Genomic DNA, 21,898 nt, shown 5'->3' on the forward strand with positions numbered 1-21,898 from the left:
TCTTGGATAGCGAAGTATTAAAATGACAGAGCGTCAACAAGATGCAAAGCCCGGCTCGCGCCGGGCTTTGTCGTTGGAGACGGTGCCGCGTGACGTTCACACCACCTTGGCGTCCCTGAGCTTGGCAATCTCGTCGGCGCCGAAGCCGAACTCCTTCAGCACCTCGTCGGTCTGCTCGCCGAATTCCGGCGGCCGCGCCACCATCTTGCTCGGCGTGCGCGACAGCGTCACGGGCTGGCCGACCAGACGGATGTGGCGGTCCTCGCCGTTCTGCACGTCCTGCGCGATGCCGAGATGTTTGACCTGTGCGTCCTCGAACATCTGGTCGATGGCATAAATCGGCCCGCAGGGCACTCCGGCCTCGTTGAGCTCACGGACCCAGGTCTCGGTCGACTTCGTCACGGTGCGCTTCTCGATCTCGGCGTTGAGCGCGTCGCGGTTCCTGGAGCGCGCAGGGGCCGTCGCGTAGTCGGGATTGCTGACGAGCTCCGGCGCGCCGATCGCCTGGGCGCAGCGCTCCCAGATCCGCCCGCCCGTGGTCGCGATGTTGATGTAGCCGTCCGAGGTCCTGAACACGCCGGTCGGGATGCTGGTCGGGTGATTGTTGCCGGCCTGCTTGGCGACCTCCTTCTCCATCAGCCAGCGCGCGGCCTGGAAGTCGAGCATGAAGATCTGGGCCTGGAGCAGCGAGGTCTGCACCCACTGGCCCTTGCCGGAGACCTCGCGCTCGAGCAGCGCGGTGAGAATGCCCATGGCACAGAACAGGCCCGCCGTGAGGTCGGCGACGGGAATGCCGACCCGCATCGGTCCTCCGCCCGGCGCGCCGGTGATCGACATCAGCCCGCCCATGCCCTGCGCGATCTGATCGAAGCCCGGCCGCTTGTGATAGGGGCCGTCCTGGCCGAACCCGGAAATGCTGCCATAGACGATGCGCGGGTTGATCGCGGCGAGGCTCTCATAGTCGATGCCGAGCTTCTTCTTCACGTCGGGGCGGAAATTCTCGACCACGACGTCGGCCCTGGCGGCAAGGCGCTTGAACAGGGCGAGCCCGCGCTCGTCTTTCAGGTTCAGCGTCATCGCCCGTTTGTTACGGTGCAAATTCTGGAAGTCGGAACCCCGCCTGGGTCCGCCCGGCTGCTCGCCACCGGCATCCTCAGTCAGCGCGTCGATCTTGATGACATTGGCGCCCCAATCCGCGAGCTGCCGCACGCAGGTCGGCCCGGAGCGGACCCGGGTCAGATCGAGCACGGTGAAGCGCGACAGGGCTTCCGAGGCATGCGGAAAGGGCATCGTGAAAGGGCTCCGGGACAGATTGCGGCCCCTACCATAGTGTCGAAAGACCTTGCGACAAGTCTGGGCCGGCGCGGATGTCGCCTGTCGAAATGCAGTGGCTGGCGCGGTTTGCTGCGCTGCGTGAAGGGATCAGCGCGACAGGCGCTTCAGTTCCGCGCGCGCCTTCTCGGCCAACGGGTCATCGCCGTGGCGTGCGATGAAGAGCTCAAAGGCCTCCCGCGTTCCCTTCCGGCGGGCGGCTTCGTATTCCTCGGCCATCGCAATGGCAGGATCGCGGGCCATTGGCATGGTGGGCGAGCGGCCCGCCTTTCCGCTGTCATGCGCATTGGCGTTCTCCACCATGACGGGCAGTCCTCCGTAAGGCGTGTGATCGAATCCAGCGTACGCCGCAAGGACGCAAAACAGGCCGGCCGCGAGGGAACGTCGTTTCATGAACCCCTGCAAATTACGCGTTCCGCGGGAACCGAAGCTTTTGCTCGTGCCCCGTATGACTACTGGATCTCATAGCTAAACAGCGCATTATGGCATAGGTCCGAGCGGTCTCGCCCCATTTAAACCAAACGCTTAATCCTCTAGCTAGAATAATCTGTTAATCCCTCGAATGGATGGGGCCTGCTGCTTCGGAGATTGGATTTGGCAACCGCAGTTACGGTCACGAAGACCAACAACGCCGATATCGATGGTCTGCTGTCGGGCTACAAATGGTCGGGCGCGATCACCTATAGTTTCCCGGATTCGTCCAGCGACTACACGGGCGGCAGCAGCGAGCCGACCACGTCGGGCTTCGCCTCGGCGCCGACCCAGATGCAGACGGCGATCAACTACGCCGTCGGATTGATCAACAGCTACACCAACGCCAACGTCCGGTACGCGGGCACGAACGGCGCCGACATCATGATCGCGCAGTCGCCCTCCGCCAATCCGACCTCCTACGCCTACTACCCCGGCAATTATGCGTCCGGCGGCGACATCTGGTTCGGGACTCAATACAACTACTCGCTCGCCAAGCTCGGCAATTATTACTTCACGACCGCGCTCCACGAGCTTGGCCATGCCTTCGGCCTCAAGCATAGCCAGGAGACCGGCGGCCCCGCCAACGTCGCGGTGCCGACCGCGCACGACGACAGCGAATATACCGTCATGAGCTATCGCAGCTATGTCGGCGCTTCCACCACGAGCGGATACACCAATGAGGCCTACGGATATCCGCAGACCTACATGGCCAACGACATCCTCACGCTGCAGACGATGTACGGCGCGAACTTCACGACCCAGAGCAGCAACACGGTCTACACCTGGAATCCGACCACGGGCCAGGAGTTCATCAATGGCATCGGGCAGCTCGCGCCGGGCGGCGGCGTCGGCGGCTCGGCCAATCGAATCTACGAGACGGTCTGGGACGGCGGCGGCGTCGATACTTACGACCTGTCGACCTACACGACGAACCTGAGCATTAACCTCAACCCCGGCGCGTCGTCGGTATTCTCCTCCGTTCAACTGGCCTATCTCGGCGATGGCCATTACGCATCCGGCAACGTCTACAACGCCTATCTCTATAACGGTGACGCCCGTTCCTATATCGACAATGCCATCGGCGGCTCCGGCAACGACACGTTGGTAGGCAACGCCATTGCCAACACGCTGAACGGCAGCTTCGGCAACGATAGGATAACCGGGGGTGGCGGCAACGACACCATCATCGGCGGCTCCGGTACTGACACGGCGATGTATTCGGGCAGCGAAGCCAACTACGCCATCTCCTATGACTCGGCGACGCAAATCTTTACAATCATCGACCAGCGTTCCGGTTCGCCTGACGGCACCGACACCGTGACTGGGGTGGAATATTTCCAGTTTGCAGATCGCACGATCGCGGGCTCCTCGGTGATCCCGCCGATGGTCATCGAAGCCGCCGGCTCGACCAAACTGGACCAGATCGGCAGCTACTATTTTCTCGATCCGGTCAGCGGCGGTACGGGCCCATCAGTCAAATATGCCGGAACGCCTTTTGCTGCATCCACTCAGGTTGGAGCCTGGACGCCGATCGGGGCGGAGCAGACGGCAAACGGATATCAGATTGCCTGGAAGGTGATCGGTTCGGATCAGTACTCAGTCTGGAACGCCGACAGCAACGGCAACTATGTCTCCTCTGCGACCGCGGTCGTCTCAGGAAGCAGTGCGATCCTTGAAGCGTTTGAGAGCAGCTTCCAGCAGGACCTCAACGCCGACGCCGTGATCGGCATACCTGCGGCGAGCGTAACCGTGGTCGAAGCCGCCGGCTTGACCAAATTGGACCAGATCGGCAGCTACTATTTTCTCGATCCGGTCAGCGGCGGTACGGGCCCATCAGTCAAATATGCCGGAACGCCTTTTGCTGCATCCACTCAGGTTGGAGCCTGGACGCCGATCGGGGCGGAGCAGACGGCAAACGGATATCAGATTGCCTGGAAGGTGATCGGTTCGGATCAGTACTCAGTCTGGAATGCCGACAGCAACGGCAACTATGTCTCTTCTGCGACCGCGGTCGTCTCAGGAAGCAGTGCGATCCTTGAAGCGTTTGAGAGCAGCTTCCAGCAGGACCTCAACGCCGACGCTGTGATCGGCATACCTGCGGCGAGCGTAACCGTGGTCGAAGCCGCCGGCTTGACCAAAGTGGACGAGACTCCAAGTCCCACATCACAAGGGCCCAGGATCGGAGCTGGCAACGATAGTCTTGTACTTCCCCCGGGCATCGATGGGGACGTGGCAAATGCCGGAAACTCGGAAATTGTTGCGCCTGATGGATTGGCTTTGGTTGCTATCAGCAAACAGCTGACGGAGCTCTTGCGCGAAACGCCGAGCGATCAATGGAGCGATTTACATGATGGCGTCATAGGGCGGGATACAATCAACGTTCATATGGCCGACCCGCCGGGCTACTTCATTGTCCATTAGGCGATGTGGACAATTACGTTAACCAGAGCAGCGGCAGCCGTCGCTACGATGGCGAAGTTCGGGCGGTCTTTTCGTAACGCGTTGCGACGCGCCTGAACCGCTTCAGTTTAGAGAACCAGTATTCGACCACGTGACGCTCGGCTAACAGAAATTTGTTGAGTGATGTTTGATTGCCCGTGAGGGGTTGTTCGGGAGACGGCTTATGCGCCTTTTTGCGCCGATGGCGGACTGCAACGCATCGGAATCGTACGCCGCATCGCCCATCAGGACACTGCCTATCGCGCTGTGGAAAGTCGCCGCTCACCGCTGTTGCGTTCACGGCGATCATGTTCATCAGCTTCGACATCACCGTCGACGTCATCATGCCGAAGGGATCGCTCGAAGCGGCCTTCCGCTCTAGGCGGGTCGGCGATGGAAGCTTTCGGACTTTTGCTTCACGGTTTTGCCATCCTACTGACGTGGAAGACGCTGGTGCTGATAATGGTCGGGCTGGTGCTCGGCATCTTCGTTGGCGTGCTGCCCGAGCTCGGGGCCCCAACGGCGTGACAATCCTCTTGCCGCTCACCTTCACGATGGATCCGACATCGGCGATCGTGATGCTGTCGTTTCGTTGGGACGCGCTGTTCGGCGGAGCGATTACTTCGATCCTGTTCAACATTCCCGGTGAGCCCAGGTCGGACGGCTATCCGATGCCGCAGCAGGGCAGGGCGGCGGCAGCTCTGACCGCGGCGTTCACCTCCTCTTTCATCGGATCGGTGGTTGCTGTCAGCAGCACGATTTCTTTGACGTCCGGATACATTCTATCATGTCATCGTCGGCAGAAGTGGCAGCACATTGTTCGTCCGTGTTGTTGGGAAAGAGGCTAGGCAGACCGTCGCTGTTTCGATGAACCTCATCACCAGAATGCCCAAGGTGACGTTGTTGGGCAACACCTTTGCTGGCGGAGCATCCCCTGGAACGTATCGCCTCAACGGCCGGATGGATGAGTTCGCACTTTCACAAGAGCGCTATTTCCGATGCGCGTGTAGACGCACACCACGCCACGACGCCCGAATGGGTCTGACGATGTCGGAACGTGTCGCGCAAAGAACACCTATATAATGCTTCGGAGGCGAGAATGAAAATGCCGTCCGTCTGCTAGAAGCGCGAACTCTGATGGACGATGATCATCAAAATTTACAAACGTAGGTGCGTCCGTTCGTGGTGGGGTCAGTCCCGTCGCACGACGAAAAATAGAGTGCGTTGTTCCAGTGCGAATAGGCGCCGCGGCCGATCTTCTGAATCGTATCGTGTGACGAATGAGGCGGCCCGATCAATTTGCCGTCCTCGAATAGAGCGAGACTCGACGCTATCGGGTTTGACGAACTATCTCCAAGGGGGACGTGATCTGGCAGCACGAACGCCCACATCAGTCCTGCGCTTGCTGCCGGAGACAAAATCTGAATCTCTCTCGGCTTGCCAGTCGCCGTTCGATGACCGTCCTTCATTTCGAACGGCGGAAACCATTCGATGGAATTGGACGGGGAAGACCCGGTGAACTTTCGACCGTACAGGCTTTGCATTGGTACGGCTTTCTCAAGAGAGTCTGGCCTCTTGCGCGCCGCGAACATATGGAAGGCAATCCTGCTATCAAGCGTTCCGAGGATGCCTTCACCGAACGATCCAGCCAGAGCAGGTCTAATTTGCCATGTGCCGGGCGCCTGCGCGCCGAAGAGAAGGGATGCGGAGTGCAGAACATCAAACTTCGCGGCTGCGTAATAGTCGAGCATCAGGGTTGGGCTGAACTGATAGAACCCGTGATCCACGCAATTGTTCATCGGCAGGATGTGGACTGCGAGTCCTCCGGGCCGGAGCATGCGGGTGATGTTTGTTAGAGCATTCGGGACGTGGAAGACGTGCTCGAGCGTTCCGCCGTTCAATGCCACGCCGAACTTTCCGGATAACTCGGGGGGCAGATTTTCGTTGTTCAAGTCGAACTCGAAATCGGCGCCCTCGTACTTGCTGACGTCCACGCTCGAAAGCTCGGCTAGGCCGCACGCCTCGAAATAGCCGCGAGCGTCCATCGGCTGATCGGCCCTCGGCCAAAGCGAGAGTTTGCCGAGAGCGCCGCGGAACATCTTCTCGGTGAAGCCGCAGTCCATAACGCCAAGCGTAACAACAGGACCTTTGATGTTATGAGCCAGGAACCACTCACGCAACAGCACAGCGACGTTCAACGCTAAACCCATCTCTTCCCCTCTTTCGCCCGCACTATGCCGGGCCACCTGTTAGCAATATCTCCCCAGTTTTCCGACATCAACCGGGACTTGATCACATGCTCGACCCGGACGGCATTTCGGGTGCCGCCTTCGACCTGGTCGTCATCGAGTAGGTGACCAGCCTGCGGGATCCTCCTCAGCGCCTCCGGCAAGCGCGTCAAGGCCGCGGGTGCCTATTCGCGCGCGAACCGCGCGGCCGGGTCGACATTCCCTGGGGCGTCGCGCTCGACGTTTTCGCAAGCCATCAACTACCGCAACCCTAAGCGAGTAATCGCCTCTATCGAGGAGAACCTATGGCAACTTGGCCCAAAGACACGCAAGCCGCTCGCAATACCTTTTACGGCGATCCCGGCAAAGGCGAGATCGCGGCGCAGATGGTTCCGGTCGTGCCGGCGTTCGCGATGTATTACAAGGGCCGGCGCGTCAAATCGATATGTTCCATCGCAAGGCGGCGCCGCCGCTGCGCGCTGCGCTGAACGAGATCCGGGACTATTGCCAGCATGATCAGAAGCGTATCTACGCTGCCGGCGTCTCCAAATATGCCGGCGCTTACAATCATCGCCTGGTGCGCGGATGCAAGACCAAATGGTCAAATCACGCCGATGCCGCTGCGATCCATTTCAACGCCGAGGAGAACGGCCTTTATGCCAAAGGCAACATGCCGCAATTCGTCATTGATGCATTCTGCCGGCAAGGTTGGATGTGCGGCGGCTGGTATTCGGGCCGCAGGATCCGATGTATTTCGAGGCGGTCGACAACGGCGGCCGTAAGCCGAAATGGCCTCCGCCGATCTTTGGCCAGCCTGCCGTCATGGCGGCGCCGGCCGACGAGCTCGAGGACCATGCGCCGCCTGCCGTGGCGTTGCCGCAGGGGCCGGCGAGCGCGCCGCACGCTTCGCCGCCGAACGTGCAGCCGCTCGATCCAGCCGCCGCCGGCGATCCGGTGCTCTATTACGTGCGGCGCGGGCTCAAGGCGCGGCGCTATTCGCCTGGCGGGCTTGACGGCCGGTGGGGCAGCGGCACCAGCGGCCCGCTGTCGGGCCTCATGAATGACCGCGGCCTGGCGGTGCCGCTGCCCTCCTCGATCGAGGAATTTCACGGCATCCTCGGCCAGGTGCGCGCCGAGCTCGCCAGGCCGAGGTCGAGATCCAGCGCGATGGCAGTCGGTTGGTTTCGCCCGGTCAGCACGGCGCGGGCGAACGCAGATCCGCATATCCTGGCGCAGCTGGCGCCGGAGATCACGCCGGCCAGGCGCATTTCCTCGCCGCGCTGTGGGGCTCGATCGTCGCCGCGGTTAGCGCGGTCTGGGAAGCCGTCAGCGGCTACGTCTCCGAGGCCTGGGATTTCTTCTCAGGGCATCGCGACGTCGTCGATGACCATCCTGGCCTGATTTCGAGCGTATGGGGATCACGTCACGGCCTGGCCGTCGAGCGTCTGGCTGCTGCTCGGCGCCGGCGGGCGTGCCTTCATCGCATACAATTCCTGGCGCGCGATCAAGACGTCGACGCTCGTTGCGCAAACAGGGAACGGCAATGATCTATCTCAAGAGCGCGCTGGCGCTGCTGCAGGCCTCCGGCCTGGTGACGAGGCTGGTCGTGGCCGCGTCGATCGCGGCGGCCACGCTGCTCGCCTATGGCGTCTGGCATCACAAGGTTATCGCGCCGGCTATGACCGCGCGCTCGCCGATATCGCGGCCGAGGATCGCCGCGCGATCGGGCAGGCGACCGAGCTGCGCAAGACCTGGCGCGGCTGCCGCGACCGCGGCGGCCGCTGGATCCAAAGCGAGAGGAGGTGCTCATGATCAGGCTCGCATCGATCGCGCTGCTGCTTGCCGGCTGCGCCTCGCGCGGGCCGGCCTCGATCGCCAGCGGCGAGTGCAGGATTTTCGAGCCGCCGCAATACGAGGTGCGCGGCAAGCGCCCCTATGACCTGGACTGGATCGACAGCCAGGTCGAGGCGGCGTCGGCGGCTCTCATTGGAAGCGGCCGGCCTCCATCGACGCGGCACCAGGCGGCAAGATCTCCGCAGCCAAGCCGGCCAGGCGCCCCGGCATCATCGCGCGGATCCACGTGCAGCCTGCAAAGATGGAAGAGTTGCGCCGCTGGCGATCGCCGTGCCGCCGGCGTCGCGGCCGCCGCGCAGCGCGATCGAGCGCCTGCTCGAGCCGCGCGACGACGATTAGCGGATCCGCCGCCCGCCGCGAACGGCCGGCCGATCCCGACCTGAGTGAAGCGTCAACTTCAACGCAGGGTGGGAATGATTCTGACTGAGAAAGCAGCAACAACGTTGCCGTGATCATTTCGGCTGTGACCATGTTGATCCTGATCGGCGAGAAACTGTTCGGCGGCGGAAAGAGGCTGCCGGCTATGTTCGCAAAACTTGACAAGGATACGACGGCAGCGATCGACAAGATCAAAACCGAGCTGACGGGGCGCATCGACGAATACGAGGACAATTACCGCGTCGGCTTAGACGCGATCCGCGCCAACATTCACGCGATGCAGATCGGCCTCTTGAATTTCCGCGCCAAGGTGGCCGAGGAGTACCTGCCGAAAGGGGATCACGGCGAGGGCGTGCGCGAAATCAAAAAAACGACATGCGCGGGGGGTTAGCCGACCTCGAGCAGTGCCTCGAGCGGATCGAGCGCACGGAGCGAGCCGACAAGGGCGGCGGTTCGGCTCACTGAGTTTTCCCGCCCGTCAAACCGGAAGCATCACAGAATGAAAACGCAATTTTCGCGGCGATCGCGCTCGCCTGTCTGTGCCGTCCTTTTGAAACTGTCCAATCGTACTGAGAGGCCGCTAGACCAATTTGATGATAGCAATGACGACTGCCGCTATCGCGACTGCGCCGTCTATCAAAATGAGGAATGCGTATGTATGTGCGCTAGGGGACATCCCGCGCATGTGCTCACGATTTTCCATTTCTAACTCCAAACCTTTTAGCATGCGTAGTGATATATCTAATCTGGAGATGCGGAGCTAATCTGGTTGTTGAGAGCGGCAGGAAGGCCGATTAGCCCTGCGAGTTCATGCAGGGTCTCCGGCGCCAGATTGCGCCTGATATGACTTGCGTCGCGGTAGATAAATTCATCTTTGATGTAGGTTTTGCAACTGACGGAGTCGCACATCGTTTCTCTTGGGATAAGAGCAGTCACATTCGCATGCTGTTTTGCGATGCCTTCAAGCATCCTGTCTGTTTGAACCGTGTACGTTTTCATAAAGGCGACAGTATTTGCGTCAAGTTTGCACGGTCGGCGCAAGAGACCGGACAACGAGTTCACGGCACATGGCAGGGGGTCCTTGTTGAGTTGCGGAATACTGCCGACAAGGAGAAAGCGGCGGCCTGGAATTGATGTCTCTTGTATCAGGTCATCTATTCCGGATGCAATCAGGGAGACCCTGTTTTCTCGGCTTAGGTTAGCGTTTCCAATGATCTGGTGTGGCATTCGACTCCACGAAGAAGCCAGGATCACAAGGTTGATAGATGGATCATCTCGCAACAGTTGAATGGCTCGCTTGCGCTGGTCGGTACAATATTCTGCAAAATTCGGGAATCCTTCTAAGTCTAGGCGCTGAGTACGGCCGCCAAAGGAGGCGGGGCAGTTCGTGTAGAGCAAAAGTCCTTCGTTGGGTCGAGCCGCGACCTGCACTACCGGCGCAAGATGCCCGGCGTGACTATCGCCCCACAGCAGGGCTTTCGTCTTTGCAGTCGCCCAGTCGTGGCCGAACGAGCAGTATTGGCCCTTTAGTTGCGGGAGTTGTTCGTACTTGGGGCAGTCCCATCCCCACATCGCATCGAGGCTGCGCATGGGGTAGATGGCAGGCGACATGCGTTCCGGGAGCCCCTCCGAGCTATGAACGTACATGCCAGAGCAAAAGAGCAGGATAGCTGCGAAGCTTCCGACACGAACGGTGCGCGCAGGCTCCCACGTTGGCTTGCGGAAAGGCTTTTCGACGAAGCGGAAAGACAGGAACGCAAGAACGATCGAGGTGGCGGCGAGCGCAATCGTCTCTAACGGGCTTGGCTCGGCGTTGTTGATGTAGTGGCGGAACAAAACCCACACAGGCCAATGCCAGAGATACAGGCTATAGGAGATCAGCCCGATCGGTCGCAGTTTACCGAGCCAGTAGCCAAGGTTCGATTCCGCTACACGCGGCCAGATCACGAGCGCTGCGCCGACGCACGGATAAAGGGCTGCTGCGCCAGGGAACGCGCTGGCATGGACCAGAACGAATCCTGCGGCGATCAAAGCAAGGCCGGATGCGATGGCAGCAGCGCCAAGGCGCTGCGGTAGAGGCCGCAGGAAAACTAGCAGCGCGCCGAGCGCCAGCTCCCAGGCGCGAGGTAGCACTAGATAGAATGCGCCCTTTGGATCGGTGTCGAGCCAGAACAGGCTCGCGCCGAAGCCGATGACGACAGCAGCACCCATAGCGGCGGCTAGGTCGATCCTCTTTCGGCCAGTTGCGATGAGAGCCAAAAGCAGTGGCCACGCCAGATAGAATTGCTCCTCGACACCGAGCGACCAGGTGTGAAGGAGCGGCATCAAGTCGGAAGTCTGGTCGAAATAACCAGTGTTGGACAGGAAGAAGAAGTTTGAGGCGCCAAATGCCGCGTAGGCTGCACTTGCGGCCATCGATTTGTAGTCGCCAGGCAACAGTAGGAACTTGCCGATCCACAAAGAGAGGGCAAGCACCACAGCCAGCGCCGGGACAATGCGCCGAATTCTGCGGTCGTAGAAATTGAGGATGGAGAATGTTCCGTTGGAAATTTCAGCGGACAGCTGCTGCGTGATCAGGAAGCCGCTGATCACGAAAAACACGTCAACGCCGGTAAAACCACCCGGCAAAGCTGCATTGTAATGGAAGGCCAAGACAGACAGCACGGCGATGGCTCGCAAGCCATCGATGTCAGCGCGATATTTCAAGATGTGCCCGCCCGTTCTCAACCGGGGCTGCAAACTACTCACCATAACTCGCCCGAGCAAGCGTCGAGCGTGACCAACAAGACACACCCAGCCGAGTAATTTCCCCCGGCATCAATTTAGAGCTTTCTAGGGGTGTAAATTGCAGGCAATGGCCTTTCTGTATCAAAAAGTTGCGTTTTATCATAATTGCAATTGGGGAATCGGGGGGGACGATGGCTTCATTTAAGCCGCTAATGCCAGTTTTATTAGTTTATGGGTTCGGTACTTTGATCACGATCGGGCACTTCTACCGCACGCACGAGGGGCGGTTAGGTGCGCGGCAGATCGCCTGCGTCTTCGTCTGGCCGCTTTGGTGGTTGCTGGAGAACGGCATCGGGAAAACCATAGACGCTATTTCCTATGCCACTATGGGGACGGAGGGTCGTGCAGCTATTTCGCTGGGAATAGGACTTTTCTCTGCAGGACAATTTCTATTCACCCATTGGGAGACGTGCAGTGGAGTGGCACGCTGCACCGGTGTTGTGTTGAAGAGCTCCGCTATGATGTGCCCACCATTTGGAGCGGCCTACCTGATCTGGCTTGTTTCTCAATTTGGATAGGGACAAGGCGGCGGCCCGGCGCATTTGAGGGGATGCTGGCCGACACGGCTCAATTATGCTGATCTATGGGCCGAACAGATCCTGCCCTAATGTCAGCAGCATGTCAGCAGCCGCACGTAGGTGCCGCTCTCGTGCAGCTCGAGCCAGCCCTTCTCGACGGCGTAGTCGATGCCGGGGCCAAACTCGCTGCCGCTGCCGCCGACCGTGAACAGGTGTCGCGCGGCGATCAGGATGGAAGAGCGCGTCAATCAAGGTGAGAGAGTTTCGTCGGGCTCGTGACGTGGGGAGGGCGTAGCCCGACCGGAGTTACGAGCCCGGCGTCGGCGCGATCCGCGAGGGACCGCGCCGACTGGTGATCGCGGCCGGCAGGTTATGCAAGTGGTTCTTCCGCCAAGAGGAATCACTCGCTTGCCCGGCCGACACATCACAGATCACCAGATGAGGCTCTACATGAAGTACCGTCAGACCGATAGCCCGCCAGTGGCGGCCAAGGCGTCATTCAGTGCGTCGACCGCTTATCGGGTCGAGAGAGACCCCCGACTTCCATCGCAAAAGAAGGCACCCCGCGGCCGGCGACGACCGGACCCGTTGACCGACGTGTTCGAGACCGAGATCGTCCCAATCCTGAAGGCGGCACCTGACTTACGCCCGCTGGCGGTCTTCGAGGAGATGCTACGACGTCATCCGGATCTCGGCACCGGTATCCGTCGTACCCTGGAACGTCGTATCCGAGCATCGCGGGCGATCCACGGCGAGGAGCAGGAGGTGATCTTCCGCCAAACCCACGAGCCTGGCCAGCTCGGCCTCTCCGACTTCACAGACATGGGCGAACTGGGTGTTACGATCGCGGGTGCACCGTTGGATCATCGTCTCTATCACTTCCGTTTGGCCTATTGCGGGTTCGAGCACGTCCACGTCGTGCTTGGCGGCGAGAGCTTCGTTGCCCTGGCCGAAGGCCTGCAGAATGGCCTCTGGTCGCTCGGTGGGGCGCCGCGGGAGCATCGGACCGACAGCCTGTCGGCCGCATTCTGCAATCTCGATCACGATGCACGGGACGATCTCACGCAGCGATACGAGGCCCTTTGTACTCACTACGGCATGCGGCCTTCCCGCAACAATCGAGGCGTTGCTCACGAGAATGGTTCGATCGAAGGGCCTCACGGTCATCTCAAGCGAGCAATCGCGGACGCCTTGCTGCTGCGCGGAACTGTCGACTTCGACGATCTTGCCACCTATCGCGGCTTCATCGACGAGATCGTCAGCCGCCGCACTGCCCGCAACGCCAAGCGGATCGATAGCGAGCGCGTGGTGTTGCAGGAGCTGCCCGATCGCCGCACCTCCGACTACGAAGAGGTGATCGTCCGCGTGACATCGTCCGGCGGCTTCACCCTGCGCAAGGTGTTCTACACGGTGCCATCACGCCTGATCGGTCACCGGCTGCGGGCGCGGCTCTACGACGATCACCTCGACGTGTTTGTCGGCGGCACACCTCCTTACCTTGCCGCGCGGACCACCGCATCCCAATGGCAAGTACGATCAGGTCGTCGATTATCGGCACGTGATTCATTCCCTGAGGCGCAAGCCAATGGCGCTTCTCAATCTGGTCTATCGGGACAGGCTGTTCCCGCGCGAGGGCTATCGGAGAACCTTCGAGCGATTGCGCGAGCGCTTGCCGGACAAGAAGGCCTGCCAAATCATGGTCGATCTCCTCGCGCTCGCTCACGAGCGCCGCTGCGAGGCCGAACTCGCCGATCAGCTCACGGCCGACCTTGACGCTGGCCGACTGCCCGACCTCAACCGGCTGCGCGCTCACTTCGCTCCTGATCCCGCCCACCTTCCGGACGTCGTGGTGCAGCTCGCGCCGCTTGCCACCTACGAATGCCTCATCGGTACCGCCGAGGTCGGAGGTGGCGCATGAGCGTGGCCAACACCGTCGACACCGCGCGCCTCAATCTGTTGCTCAACGAGCTGCGGCTGCCCGCCATCAAGGTGCTGTGGCCGCAATTTGCCGAGCAGTCCGACAAGGAAGGTTGGCCGGCGGCCCGCTTCCTCGCCACCATCGCCGAGCACGAGATCGCCGAACGCGGTCGCCGGCGCATCGAGCGCCATCTCGTCGAGGCGCGGCTGCCAACCGGGAAGACCTTCGACAGCTTCGACTTCGAGGCCGTGCCGATGATCTCCAAGGCGCAGTTGATGGCGCTCCCCGCCGGCGACAGCTGGCTGGGCAAGGGCGCCAATTTGCTCCTGTTCGGGCCGCCCAGCGGCGGCAAGAGCCACTTGGCGGCCGCGATCGGCCTGGCCCTCATCGAGAGCGGATGGCGCGTCCTCTTCACCCGCACCACCGATCTCGTCCAGAAGCTCCAGCTGGCTCGCCGCGAGCTCAACCTCGAGGCCGCCATCAACCGCCTTGATCGCTTCGATCTCCTGATCCTCGATGATCTTGCTATGTCTCCAAGGATCAGGCCGAGACCAGCGTAGCGCACGCTACGAGTTCCGCTCGATGCTGATCACCGCCAATCAGCCCTTCGGCGAACGGAACAAGGTCTTCCCGGACCCCGCCATGACGCTCGCCGCCATCGATCGTCTCGTTCACCACGCCACCATCGTTGAAATGAACGTCGAGAGCTATCGCAGGCGCACCGCGCTCGAACGAAAACGCGGTCCGGGACGGCCGCCCTCGCGGGCACGCAGGCTGCTTTGGCCAGTTCGATCACCGGTGATGCGATGGCCTACACGGTTGAACTTGCCGAGCTTTTTGATGTCGATGTGGATCAATTCCCCGGGATGTTCGCGCTCATAGCGCCGCACCGGCTCGGCCGGCTCCAGGTCGCGCAACCGGTTCAATCCCAACCGTTGCAGGATGCGGCTGACGGTCGCCGGAGAGATCCCGACCTCGGCCGCAATCTGCTGGCCGGTGTGGCGCTGCCGGCGCAACATCTCGACCGCAGCGCATGTGGCAGGCGCAGGGTTTGGCTCGGCGATGAAAGGGGCCGTGAGGAGCGATCACGCAATCCGTCGACACCTTCCGCGCGGAAGCGCTTGACCATTTGGCAACCGTTTTCGCCGAAACGTTGAACTGGAGCGCGGCTGCGACCTTCGGCAGGCCCCCTTCGACCACACTCCGCACCATGGCCTTTCGACCTTTCGGCGTCAGAGGCGCATTCTTATGGGTGTCCATTCGGTTCTCCCCTCGGAATCTGAAGCTTCAGCTACCTCAGCTTCCTCGGTCTGGGCGAATAGACAACCTCCTGAAAGCTCACAGCTAGTCATAGGCCGCCGCGACGACCGGCGGAGCCTTGGTATAGGAGGTGCGGCCAGATCCGCTGCGCGGGCCGGGGCCTCATCCCAAAAGCAAGGTTCCGGTGCGGCAACTATGAGTTTTTTCATGTCGGCCTCTTCCTAGAAAAACTGCTGAATCGGGACGTTCGCTACCTCCAAACCTATCGTACTTCGCTCACCCACACGTTGCTCTTGCTCGCTTGCAACAATTGATCGGCAAAAGGCAGCGGGAATTCCCGATACTTAACAAAGAGTTTGAGGGGAACCGTACGCCTAAGAACGTGCACTCGCCATTGGGACGGTTTGAGGCATTAGGGCCACCAAAGAAGAACCCGCCGACCTGGAAGCCGCGGAAGCTAAAGACTGGCATGCAAGGCATAATTCCATCGTTTGGCGGCCGGCTTCGGTGCTCTGCTTATCTCCTTCATCTAATTTAGCACTTTCCAACTGTCCCTCGGAGGACAACCGAGCCGCAACAACCAGCCCTGGTTCTGTAAGGATCGGCCAACCCTTGGCTGCCGTTCAGGCCCGGCTAAGCAGTCGGGTGCACGATCGCCAAGTCTCGACAATCAGTTCGCCGGCTGCTAGCCCCTCGCCATTCCGAATGGGTTTTGCCCTTATGGAAGAGGCACTTGAGGGCGTATCGAAGCGATGGACCGAAAGCGGGAATGGCGGTGAAAAAAGGTCCATCCCATCTGCTCGGTAACTCGGCATGGAATGCGACGGCGTTTGCGGTCGCGGTGCTGCTCAACCTTGCAGTTCTTCCGTTCGTGATCGTCCGTCTCGGCCTCACCGCGTTCGGTGTTGCGGGTCTCGTGACGGCTTGCGTCGCGCCGGCGTTGATGTTCAGCAACGCGCTTGGTCTCTCGACGGCGCGCGAGCTCGCACAAAGGTTGGAACCGTCCGATCGCGTCGAGGCGCGGCGGTTTTTCGCGACCGCCTTGGCCCTCGCCATCGTCGTGGGCTGTCTGATCTCGGCCGTGCTCGGCCTTGCAGGCGCGCCGCTCGCACGATTGGGATTTCACCTTAGCGGCCCGGCCGCCGATGACCTCGGGCTCGCCTTCGCATTGGCCGGCGCCGGCTGGCTATGCCAATGCCTGTTCGCGGTCTTCCTCTCGCTGTTCACGGCGCGTCAGGATTATCGCCGGATCGCGGCGATCAGCGTCACGGGCACGGTGGTGACGACGACGTCGATGCTGCTGCTCATCCCGTATGCGCCGCGCGCCTCGACCTTCCTCGGCTGTCAGGCATTGGGCTTCGGGACAAACCTTGTGATGGCTTTCGCTTGGTCGCGACACGCAATCAGTGGCTGGCTGGCGCGGCCGGCGCTTGATCGCAGCGCGCTGCGTGCCCTGGTCAAGTTTGGCGGCTGGCAGGTCGCGGCACAGAGCGGCGCGCTGTTCGCCGGGCAGGCGGACCGCTATCTGCTCGGAGCGCTGCTGCAGCCGCAATTCGTCGGCTTCTACAGCGTCGCGCAGCGGCTGGAGGAGGCGATCTATATCGGTGTGTTGAAGATCGGCGAGATCTTGTTCCCGTTCTTCAGCACGTTGCAGAAGGAAGATGACGATCGCAAGGTCGACCTCCTGCTGCGCGCGTCCTGGATTCTTAATGTGCTTGCCGCGGGCGCGCTCGGCGGCCTGATCCCGGTCGCGGGCGCTTTGCTGCATCGATGGACCGGCGCCGAGGTGGCCGCCGAGGCCCAGCTGGTGCTGGTGGTGCTCGCGATCAGCGGGATATTGGGCTCGAGCGCCAACGTGTTTGCTTTTTATCTGCTGTCGCAGGGACGCTCCAGTTCCAGCGCGCTGATCTCGCTTGTCACGGGCATCTTCACGTTGGCGACCAGCGCCATCGCGTTGCCGCATTTCGGCTGGCAGGCCGCCGGGTGGAGCTCCTGTGTCGGGATGGTCGCCCAGATGGTGCTCACAGTGCTGCTGTTGCGGCGGACCTTCAGGCTCTCAGCGATGTGGTCACGGATGGTGCACTTCGTCCTGATCCCGCTCGGCACGGGCATCGCCATTGCGTTGGTGCTGCGCTCTCAGCTTGGCTATGTGTCATTCGACCACGTTCCGTCATGGTGGTATGTGGTGTCGCTCTACGGCGTGTCGGCGGCGGTGATCTTTGTCGCCGCCGTTGCCGTCTCGCAGCTGGGTCCCTATCGCACCGTCTGCTGGCGGGACCTTCGCGTCATCGTCACTCGCTTCTTGCCCTTCAAGGTCGCCTAGACATGTGTGGTATCGCAGGCATCGTCAATCTGCGCGGGGTCCCCGTGGCGCCGGCCGACATCTCACGGCTCACCAGCCTGATCGCGCATCGCGGTCCGTTCGGCGAGGGCACCTGGTTCAACGCGAAGCGAAACGTCGCGCTCGGTCACCGCCGGCTCGCCATCATCGATCCCGGCGAGGGCGGCCATCAGCCGATGGTGTCTGGCGATGGACGCCACGTGATCGTCTACAATGGCGAGATCTATAACTTCCTCGAATTGCGCCGCGAGCTCAAGGCGAAGGGTGCGGTCTTCCGCAGCCAATCCGATACCGAAGTGATCCTTGCCGCCTGGAAGGCGTGGGGCGAGGGCATGCTGCTGCGCTTCAACGGCATGTGGGCGCTGGCGATTTACGACACGGCCACGGATGACTTGTTCCTTGCGCGCGATCGCTTCGGCATCAAGCCGATGCTGTATGCGCTGTCGCCCGAGCGGTTCGTATTCGCGTCCGAACAGCGGGCGCTGGCGCGGAGCGAGCTGGTGGAGACGTCGCTCGACGTGGACGTGGCGCGGCGGCTGTTGCTTGACCCGTTCGGAATCGAAGGCAGCGAGCGGACCCTGTTCTCGCAACTGCGCCGCCTGCAGGGCGGCCATTGCATGTGGTTGCGCCAGGGGCGCATCGAGGTGCGGCGCTGGTGGCGGACCGTGGATCACCTGCCCGCGATCCCGGACAGCGAGGCCGAACGCGCCGAGCGCTTTCGCGACCTGTTTCAGGATTCCGTCGCCCTGCGCATGCGCAGCGACGTTCCGATCGGGACCTGCCTGTCCGGCGGCTTCGACTCGTCCGCGGTGATCTGCGCCATGGCGTCCCATGAGAAGGCCGGCATGGGACCTCGTGACTCTACGGCCTGGCGGCACGCCTTTGTCGCGACCTTTCCGGGCGCGAGCAATGACGAGCGGCCGATGGCAGAGCAGGCGGCCGCGTGGGCCGATGTGGCGCCGAGTTTTCTCGAGATCGGGCGCTCCGATGCGCTCACCGACCTGGACCGGATCCTCGACGACAACGACGACGTCTATATCAGCCTGCCGAGCGCGCCGTGGCTGATCTATCGCGAAGTCCGGCGCCAGAAGGTCACCGTGTCGCTTGACGGCCACGGGGCGGACGAATTGATGGGCGCTTATTTGCAGGAGGGGCAGTCGGCCGCATTCCGAATCCGGAACGCCGCAGCCGCGCTCACGTCGCGATCGCGGCTGGCGCAGCGCGCCATCGACCTCCTGCGGGCGCAGATGATCAAACGCCAGGGTCATTATTTCCTGCGCGGAGGCCTGGCAGCCGTGCCTGCGCCGCTTTCGCTGGTCGCCGAGGATGACGAACTGCCGAAGGCGTGGGGCGCGCTGAACCGGCGTCTTTACCGGATGTTCCACTCGACCACGCTGCCGACCATTCTGCGCAATTTCGACCGGCTGTCGATGGCGCACGGCATCGAGGTCCGCATGCCGTTCATGGACTGGCGGCTGGTGACCTACACGATGGCGCTGCCGGAAGCCAGCAAATCGGCCGATGGTATGACCAAGGTGGTGGCGCGGCAGGCGATGGCGAACCTGATGCCCGAAAGCATCCGCATCGCGCGCCGCAAGGTCGGCTTCAACTCGCCGATGCCGGAATGGCTGAATGGACCGCTGGCGGGCTGGACCGCGGAGTTGCTCGATCGGAAAGTTCCGGCATTTGCCGAGTTCGTCGACGAAGAGCCCCTTCGAAAGGTGGTCGGACGCTTGACGGCGCGGCAAAGCTGGGATTGGGAATCCGTCGGCCGGATCTGGCCATACCTCAACATGAAATGGATGTTGGCGAGGTTGTAGGATGTTCAGGCGTGCCGTGACAGATGCAATTGACGGTGTCCTCGGCTGGCGCAGCCGATTCTCCGGGGCGGTGCGCGTCGGACGCGGATCGACGGTCGCTTGGCGCCGCATCAGGCGAGCGGCGGGTAACGAACTGTCGGTGGGAGAAGGTTCGATCGTTCACGCCGACATCAACTTCGAGGATACCGGAGGCAGGATTCAGATCGGTAGCAGGAGCTTCATCGGGCGAAGTCATCTCGTTTGCTACCGAAGCGTCACCATTGGTGACGACGTCATCATGTCATGGGGGATCACGATCGTGGATCACGACTCGCACAGCATCGACTGGATGGATCGCCGGAACGACGTTCGGGAGTGGGCGGCGGGTCGAAAGAATTGGGATAAGATTGCGCACGCGCCAGTCGTGATATTTAATCGGGCCTGGATCGGGTTCAATGTGAGCATCCTCAAGGGGGTTTCGATCGGGACGGGCGCCGTCATTGGAGCCTGTTCGGTTGTCACTCGTGACATTCCGCCCTATTCGTTAGCCGTTGGTAACCCAGCAAAGGTCATTCGAGTGCTCGGCAAGCCTTCAGACGAAATTCGTGAGCCTTAATCGTTATGCGTCTCTTTCAAAACAATGGCCTCTCGCGCGGCTTTCGCGCTCACCGTCGTGAGACGCCCTATCAGGCCTTCGTCGCCGGGCGGGCACAGTTTCTTCACACGCGGTTCACGGCATCGCATATTCTCCTCCCGGTGCTCACCGATGACCCCGACGCCTTCTATGCAAATGGGGACGACGAGCGTCTACAATTGCTGTGGGCGAAAGAGAATAACCTCCGCACCGACGATCTGGAGCAGATTCTGCTTGCTCAGATCGAGCAGCACCGCACCGAAGTGTTCTACAACCTCGACCCGATCCGCTATTGCAGCAAATTCGTTGCGAAGTTGCCAGGATGTGTGAAAAAGTCGATTGCCTGGCGGGCTGCTCCCTCCGGAAACGCTGATTTGACCAAATACGACCTCGTCGTGTGCAACTTTGCTTCGATACTCGATAATTGGCGACAAAAGGGGTGCAAGGTCGCGCATTTTTCTCCAGCCCATGATCCGGTGATGGACACCTACGCCAATGCTCGCGCGGAGGAATTTGATCTTATCTTCATCGGTGGATACACGCGCCATCACGTGAAACGCAGCCAGGCGATGAGGGCTGCAGCCTCAACGCCCGGCGTCCGCGCGCGTTTTTATCTTGAGGATTCGCGCCTCACGCGGCTTGCGAATGCCCTTGCGCCGTTACCAGTGCTTCGTTCGTACCGCCATCCGAACGATATTCGTAGCATCCGGGCCGGTCCGGTGTACGGGCGAGATGCCTATGCCGCGATGGCAAAGAGCCGAATGGTGTTCAATGGCGCGATCGACATGGCCGGCGGCGACCGTGGCAACATGAGATGCTTCGAAACGCTTGGATGTGGAGCGGTTCTATTGACGGATGCGGGGCGCTATCCTGAGGGTTTCGTTGATGGCGAAACCATGCTGGTATACTCGTCACCTGCGCAAGTGCCGGAGCTGATCGGAAAGCTGATGAAAAACGAGAAGCTGGCCGCGTCGATCGCCGGGGCAGGACATACGATGGTGAAGGAGCGTTACAGCAAGGCGCTCCAGTGGACGAAGTTTCAGGATCTGATTTGACCGGTCCGCGGGGGTTAACGATTTTGCATGTCGGGTGAGAAAGCATTCGCGACCTGGGAGGATGCGGTGGTCTGGCTGCGCAATCAGCCCGGCCAGCGCCAGCTTGTGCTCGACGCATTCTACGACGATCCCCTGGCCGGCGCTGCCGAACGCTATTTCCAGAGCACCGAGTGGCAGGCGGTCGCCTCGATGCTGACCCGGCGCTCCGGAAGCGCGCTCGACGTTGGGGCCGGGCGCGGCATTGCGAGCTACGCGCTCGCCCGAAGCGGCTTTGCCGTGACAGCGCTCGAGCCGGATCCCAGCGCGATCGTGGGAGCGGCGGCGATCCGAGGTCTGGCGCAACAGACGCAATTGCCGATCCAGGTGGTCGAAGAGTTTTCCGAGCGGCTGCCGTTCGCCGATGCGACATTCGATCTCGTCTTTGCCCGTGCTGTTCTGCACCATACGCGCGATCTCGAGGGGGCGTGCCGTGAGATGTTTCGCGTGCTGCGGCCGGGTGGCATGCTGATCGCAGCGCGCGAGCATGTCATCAGCAAGGAGGCTGATCTTCCGCAGTTCCTCGCGCAGCATCCGTTGCACCACCTTTACGGAGGCGAACATGCCTTCCTGCTCGATAGCTACACCGGTGCGCTGACCAAAGCAGGGTTTTCCGCGATCGATACGCTGGCGCCGCTGCAGAGCCCGATCAACCTGTTTCCCTATACGCTGGAGACCTTGAAGGCCGCGATCGTGATGAAGTTGACGCAAAAGATTCCGGTGGCGCCGTTGTGGCGAACTGCGCTTGCGTCACGCCAGGTCTTCGGCGCGCTGCTGTCGATTGCCGAACGTTTCGACAATCGACCGGGCCGGCTCTACTCCTTTGTCTGCCATAAGACCTGAGC

16 protein-coding genes and 5 pseudogenes are annotated in these 21,898 nt (G+C 61.3%); 14 read left to right on the forward strand and 7 right to left on the reverse strand.

The annotated features are described in order from the left end of the window. Positions 1–96 precede the first annotated feature (96 nt). Both IVA92_RS31475 and IVA92_RS31480 read right to left on the reverse strand, forming a co-directional pair. Entirely contained in the window at positions 97–1,290 is a 1,194-nt protein-coding gene (locus IVA92_RS31475) for a CoA transferase (protein ID WP_247278809.1), read from the reverse strand. 132 nt (positions 1,291–1,422) lie between these two features. Continuing rightward, positions 1,423–1,635: a hypothetical protein gene (locus IVA92_RS31480; RefSeq protein WP_346015578.1), complete on the reverse strand. Its 213-nt coding sequence runs from the start codon at positions 1,633–1,635 to the stop codon at positions 1,423–1,425. Positions 1,636–1,926: 291 nt separating this feature from the next. Here IVA92_RS31480 and IVA92_RS31485 point away from each other — a divergent pair, with 291 nt between their 5' ends. Continuing rightward, a complete protein-coding gene (locus IVA92_RS31485) occupies positions 1,927–4,227 on the forward strand; it encodes a M10 family metallopeptidase C-terminal domain-containing protein (RefSeq protein ID WP_247278808.1) in 2,301 nt (766 codons plus the stop codon). Positions 4,228–4,270: 43 nt separating this feature from the next. On the opposite strand, the pseudogene IVA92_RS31490 reads toward IVA92_RS31485, so the two are convergent. Further along, positions 4,271–4,497, reverse strand: a pseudogene (locus IVA92_RS31490) (IS5/IS1182 family transposase); the annotation flags it as partial. Between the two features lie 141 nt (positions 4,498–4,638). Between IVA92_RS31490 and IVA92_RS31495 the strand changes: the two are divergent. After that, positions 4,639–4,994 (forward strand): annotated as a pseudogene (locus IVA92_RS31495) (tripartite tricarboxylate transporter permease); the annotation flags it as partial. A gap of 402 nt (positions 4,995–5,396) precedes the next feature. On the opposite strand, the gene IVA92_RS31500 reads toward IVA92_RS31495, so the two are convergent. After that, complete coding sequence (locus tag IVA92_RS31500) at positions 5,397–6,455, reverse strand: methyltransferase domain-containing protein (RefSeq protein ID WP_247278807.1); 1,059 nt, start codon at positions 6,453–6,455, stop codon at positions 5,397–5,399. A 323-nt stretch (positions 6,456–6,778) separates the two neighbouring features. Here IVA92_RS31500 and IVA92_RS31505 point away from each other — a divergent pair, with 323 nt between their 5' ends. The 4 genes from IVA92_RS31505 (at position 6,779) to IVA92_RS31520 (ending at position 9,096) form a co-directional block, all read left to right on the forward strand. Continuing rightward, positions 6,779–6,961, forward strand: a complete 183-nt coding sequence (locus IVA92_RS31505) for a hypothetical protein (protein WP_247278806.1) — start codon at positions 6,779–6,781, stop codon at positions 6,959–6,961. Positions 6,962–7,187: 226 nt separating this feature from the next. Beyond that, positions 7,188–7,874, forward strand: a complete 687-nt coding sequence (locus IVA92_RS31510) for a hypothetical protein (RefSeq protein ID WP_247278805.1) — start codon at positions 7,188–7,190, stop codon at positions 7,872–7,874. Positions 7,875–8,281: 407 nt separating this feature from the next. Then, positions 8,282–8,710 (forward strand): hypothetical protein, encoded by a 429-nt coding sequence (locus IVA92_RS31515; protein ID WP_247278804.1) that lies wholly within the window; start codon positions 8,282–8,284, stop codon positions 8,708–8,710. 86 nt (positions 8,711–8,796) lie between these two features. Then, on the forward strand, positions 8,797–9,096 hold the full coding sequence (locus IVA92_RS31520; RefSeq protein ID WP_247278803.1) for a hypothetical protein: 300 nt from the start codon (positions 8,797–8,799) through the stop codon (positions 9,094–9,096). A 350-nt stretch (positions 9,097–9,446) separates the two neighbouring features. On the opposite strand, the gene IVA92_RS31525 is transcribed toward IVA92_RS31520, so the two are convergent. Beyond that, the gene (locus IVA92_RS31525) at positions 9,447–11,411 is read right to left on the reverse strand and encodes an acyltransferase family protein (protein WP_247278802.1); all 1,965 of its coding nucleotides are present in this window, start codon (positions 11,409–11,411) and stop codon (positions 9,447–9,449) included. A 212-nt stretch (positions 11,412–11,623) separates the two neighbouring features. Between IVA92_RS31525 and IVA92_RS31530 the strand changes: the two genes are divergently transcribed. Then, the gene (locus IVA92_RS31530) at positions 11,624–12,010 is read left to right on the forward strand and encodes a hypothetical protein (RefSeq protein ID WP_247278801.1); all 387 of its coding nucleotides are present in this window, start codon (positions 11,624–11,626) and stop codon (positions 12,008–12,010) included. Positions 12,011–12,102: 92 nt separating this feature from the next. On the opposite strand, the gene IVA92_RS31535 is transcribed toward IVA92_RS31530, so the two are convergent. After that, positions 12,103–12,258 carry a hypothetical protein gene (locus tag IVA92_RS31535; protein ID WP_247278895.1) on the reverse strand — a complete coding sequence of 52 codons (156 nt, stop codon included), beginning with the start codon at positions 12,256–12,258 and terminating at the stop codon, positions 12,103–12,105. 124 nt (positions 12,259–12,382) lie between these two features. Here IVA92_RS31535 and istA point away from each other — a divergent pair. After that, a pseudogene (gene istA / locus IVA92_RS31540) lies at positions 12,383–13,928 on the forward strand (IS21 family transposase). Then, positions 13,925–14,810 (forward strand): annotated as a pseudogene (gene istB / locus IVA92_RS31545) (IS21-like element helper ATPase IstB). Before istA ends, istB begins: the two co-directional pseudogenes overlap by 4 nt. On the opposite strand, the pseudogene IVA92_RS31550 reads toward istB, so the two are convergent. After that, positions 14,702–15,188, reverse strand: a pseudogene (locus IVA92_RS31550) (leucine zipper domain-containing protein); the annotation flags it as partial. The pseudogenes istB and IVA92_RS31550 sit on opposite strands and share 109 nt — an antisense overlap. Before the next feature lie 769 nt (positions 15,189–15,957). Here IVA92_RS31550 and IVA92_RS31555 point away from each other — a divergent pair. The 5 genes from IVA92_RS31555 to IVA92_RS31575 are packed head-to-tail and all read left to right on the forward strand — an operon-like array spanning position 15,958 to position 21,896. Beyond that, positions 15,958–17,511 (forward strand): oligosaccharide flippase family protein, encoded by a 1,554-nt coding sequence (locus tag IVA92_RS31555; protein WP_247278800.1) that lies wholly within the window; start codon positions 15,958–15,960, stop codon positions 17,509–17,511. A 2-nt stretch (positions 17,512–17,513) separates the two neighbouring features. After that, positions 17,514–19,349 carry an asparagine synthase (glutamine-hydrolyzing) gene (gene asnB, locus IVA92_RS31560; RefSeq protein WP_247278799.1) on the forward strand — a complete coding sequence of 612 codons (1,836 nt, stop codon included), beginning with the start codon at positions 17,514–17,516 and terminating at the stop codon, positions 19,347–19,349. A 1-nt stretch (position 19,350) separates the two neighbouring features. Further along, a complete protein-coding gene (locus tag IVA92_RS31565; RefSeq protein ID WP_247278798.1) occupies positions 19,351–19,944 on the forward strand; it encodes an acyltransferase in 594 nt (197 codons plus the stop codon). A 5-nt stretch (positions 19,945–19,949) separates the two neighbouring features. Further along, positions 19,950–21,017 carry a glycosyltransferase gene (locus IVA92_RS31570; protein WP_247278797.1) on the forward strand — a complete coding sequence of 356 codons (1,068 nt, stop codon included), beginning with the start codon at positions 19,950–19,952 and terminating at the stop codon, positions 21,015–21,017. Positions 21,018–21,044: 27 nt separating this feature from the next. Next, a complete protein-coding gene (locus IVA92_RS31575; RefSeq protein ID WP_247278796.1) occupies positions 21,045–21,896 on the forward strand; it encodes a class I SAM-dependent methyltransferase in 852 nt (283 codons plus the stop codon). The last annotated feature ends 2 nt before the right edge of the window (positions 21,897–21,898 follow it).

The sequence above is a fragment of the Bradyrhizobium sp. 154 genome (assembly GCF_023073875.1).
Classification (GTDB): domain Bacteria; phylum Pseudomonadota; class Alphaproteobacteria; order Rhizobiales; family Xanthobacteraceae; genus Bradyrhizobium.

Coding starts and splice junctions, on each gene's coding strand:
- IVA92_RS31475 (WP_247278809.1), bottom strand. CDS start 1,290: ATGCCCTTTCCGCATGCCTCGGAAGCCCTGTCGCGCTTCACCGTGCTC.
- IVA92_RS31480 (WP_346015578.1), bottom strand. CDS start 1,635: ATGGTGGAGAACGCCAATGCGCATGACAGCGGAAAGGCGGGCCGCTCG.
- IVA92_RS31500 (WP_247278807.1), bottom strand. CDS start 6,455: ATGGGTTTAGCGTTGAACGTCGCTGTGCTGTTGCGTGAGTGGTTCCTG.
- IVA92_RS31505 (WP_247278806.1), top strand. CDS start 6,779: ATGGCAACTTGGCCCAAAGACACGCAAGCCGCTCGCAATACCTTTTAC.
- IVA92_RS31515 (WP_247278804.1), top strand. CDS start 8,282: ATGATCAGGCTCGCATCGATCGCGCTGCTGCTTGCCGGCTGCGCCTCG.
- IVA92_RS31520 (WP_247278803.1), top strand. CDS start 8,797: ATGTTGATCCTGATCGGCGAGAAACTGTTCGGCGGCGGAAAGAGGCTG.
- IVA92_RS31530 (WP_247278801.1), top strand. CDS start 11,624: ATGGCTTCATTTAAGCCGCTAATGCCAGTTTTATTAGTTTATGGGTTC.
- IVA92_RS31555 (WP_247278800.1), top strand. CDS start 15,958: ATGGCGGTGAAAAAAGGTCCATCCCATCTGCTCGGTAACTCGGCATGG.
- asnB (WP_247278799.1), top strand. CDS start 17,514: ATGTGTGGTATCGCAGGCATCGTCAATCTGCGCGGGGTCCCCGTGGCG.
- IVA92_RS31565 (WP_247278798.1), top strand. CDS start 19,351: ATGTTCAGGCGTGCCGTGACAGATGCAATTGACGGTGTCCTCGGCTGG.
- IVA92_RS31570 (WP_247278797.1), top strand. CDS start 19,950: ATGCGTCTCTTTCAAAACAATGGCCTCTCGCGCGGCTTTCGCGCTCAC.
- IVA92_RS31575 (WP_247278796.1), top strand. CDS start 21,045: ATGTCGGGTGAGAAAGCATTCGCGACCTGGGAGGATGCGGTGGTCTGG.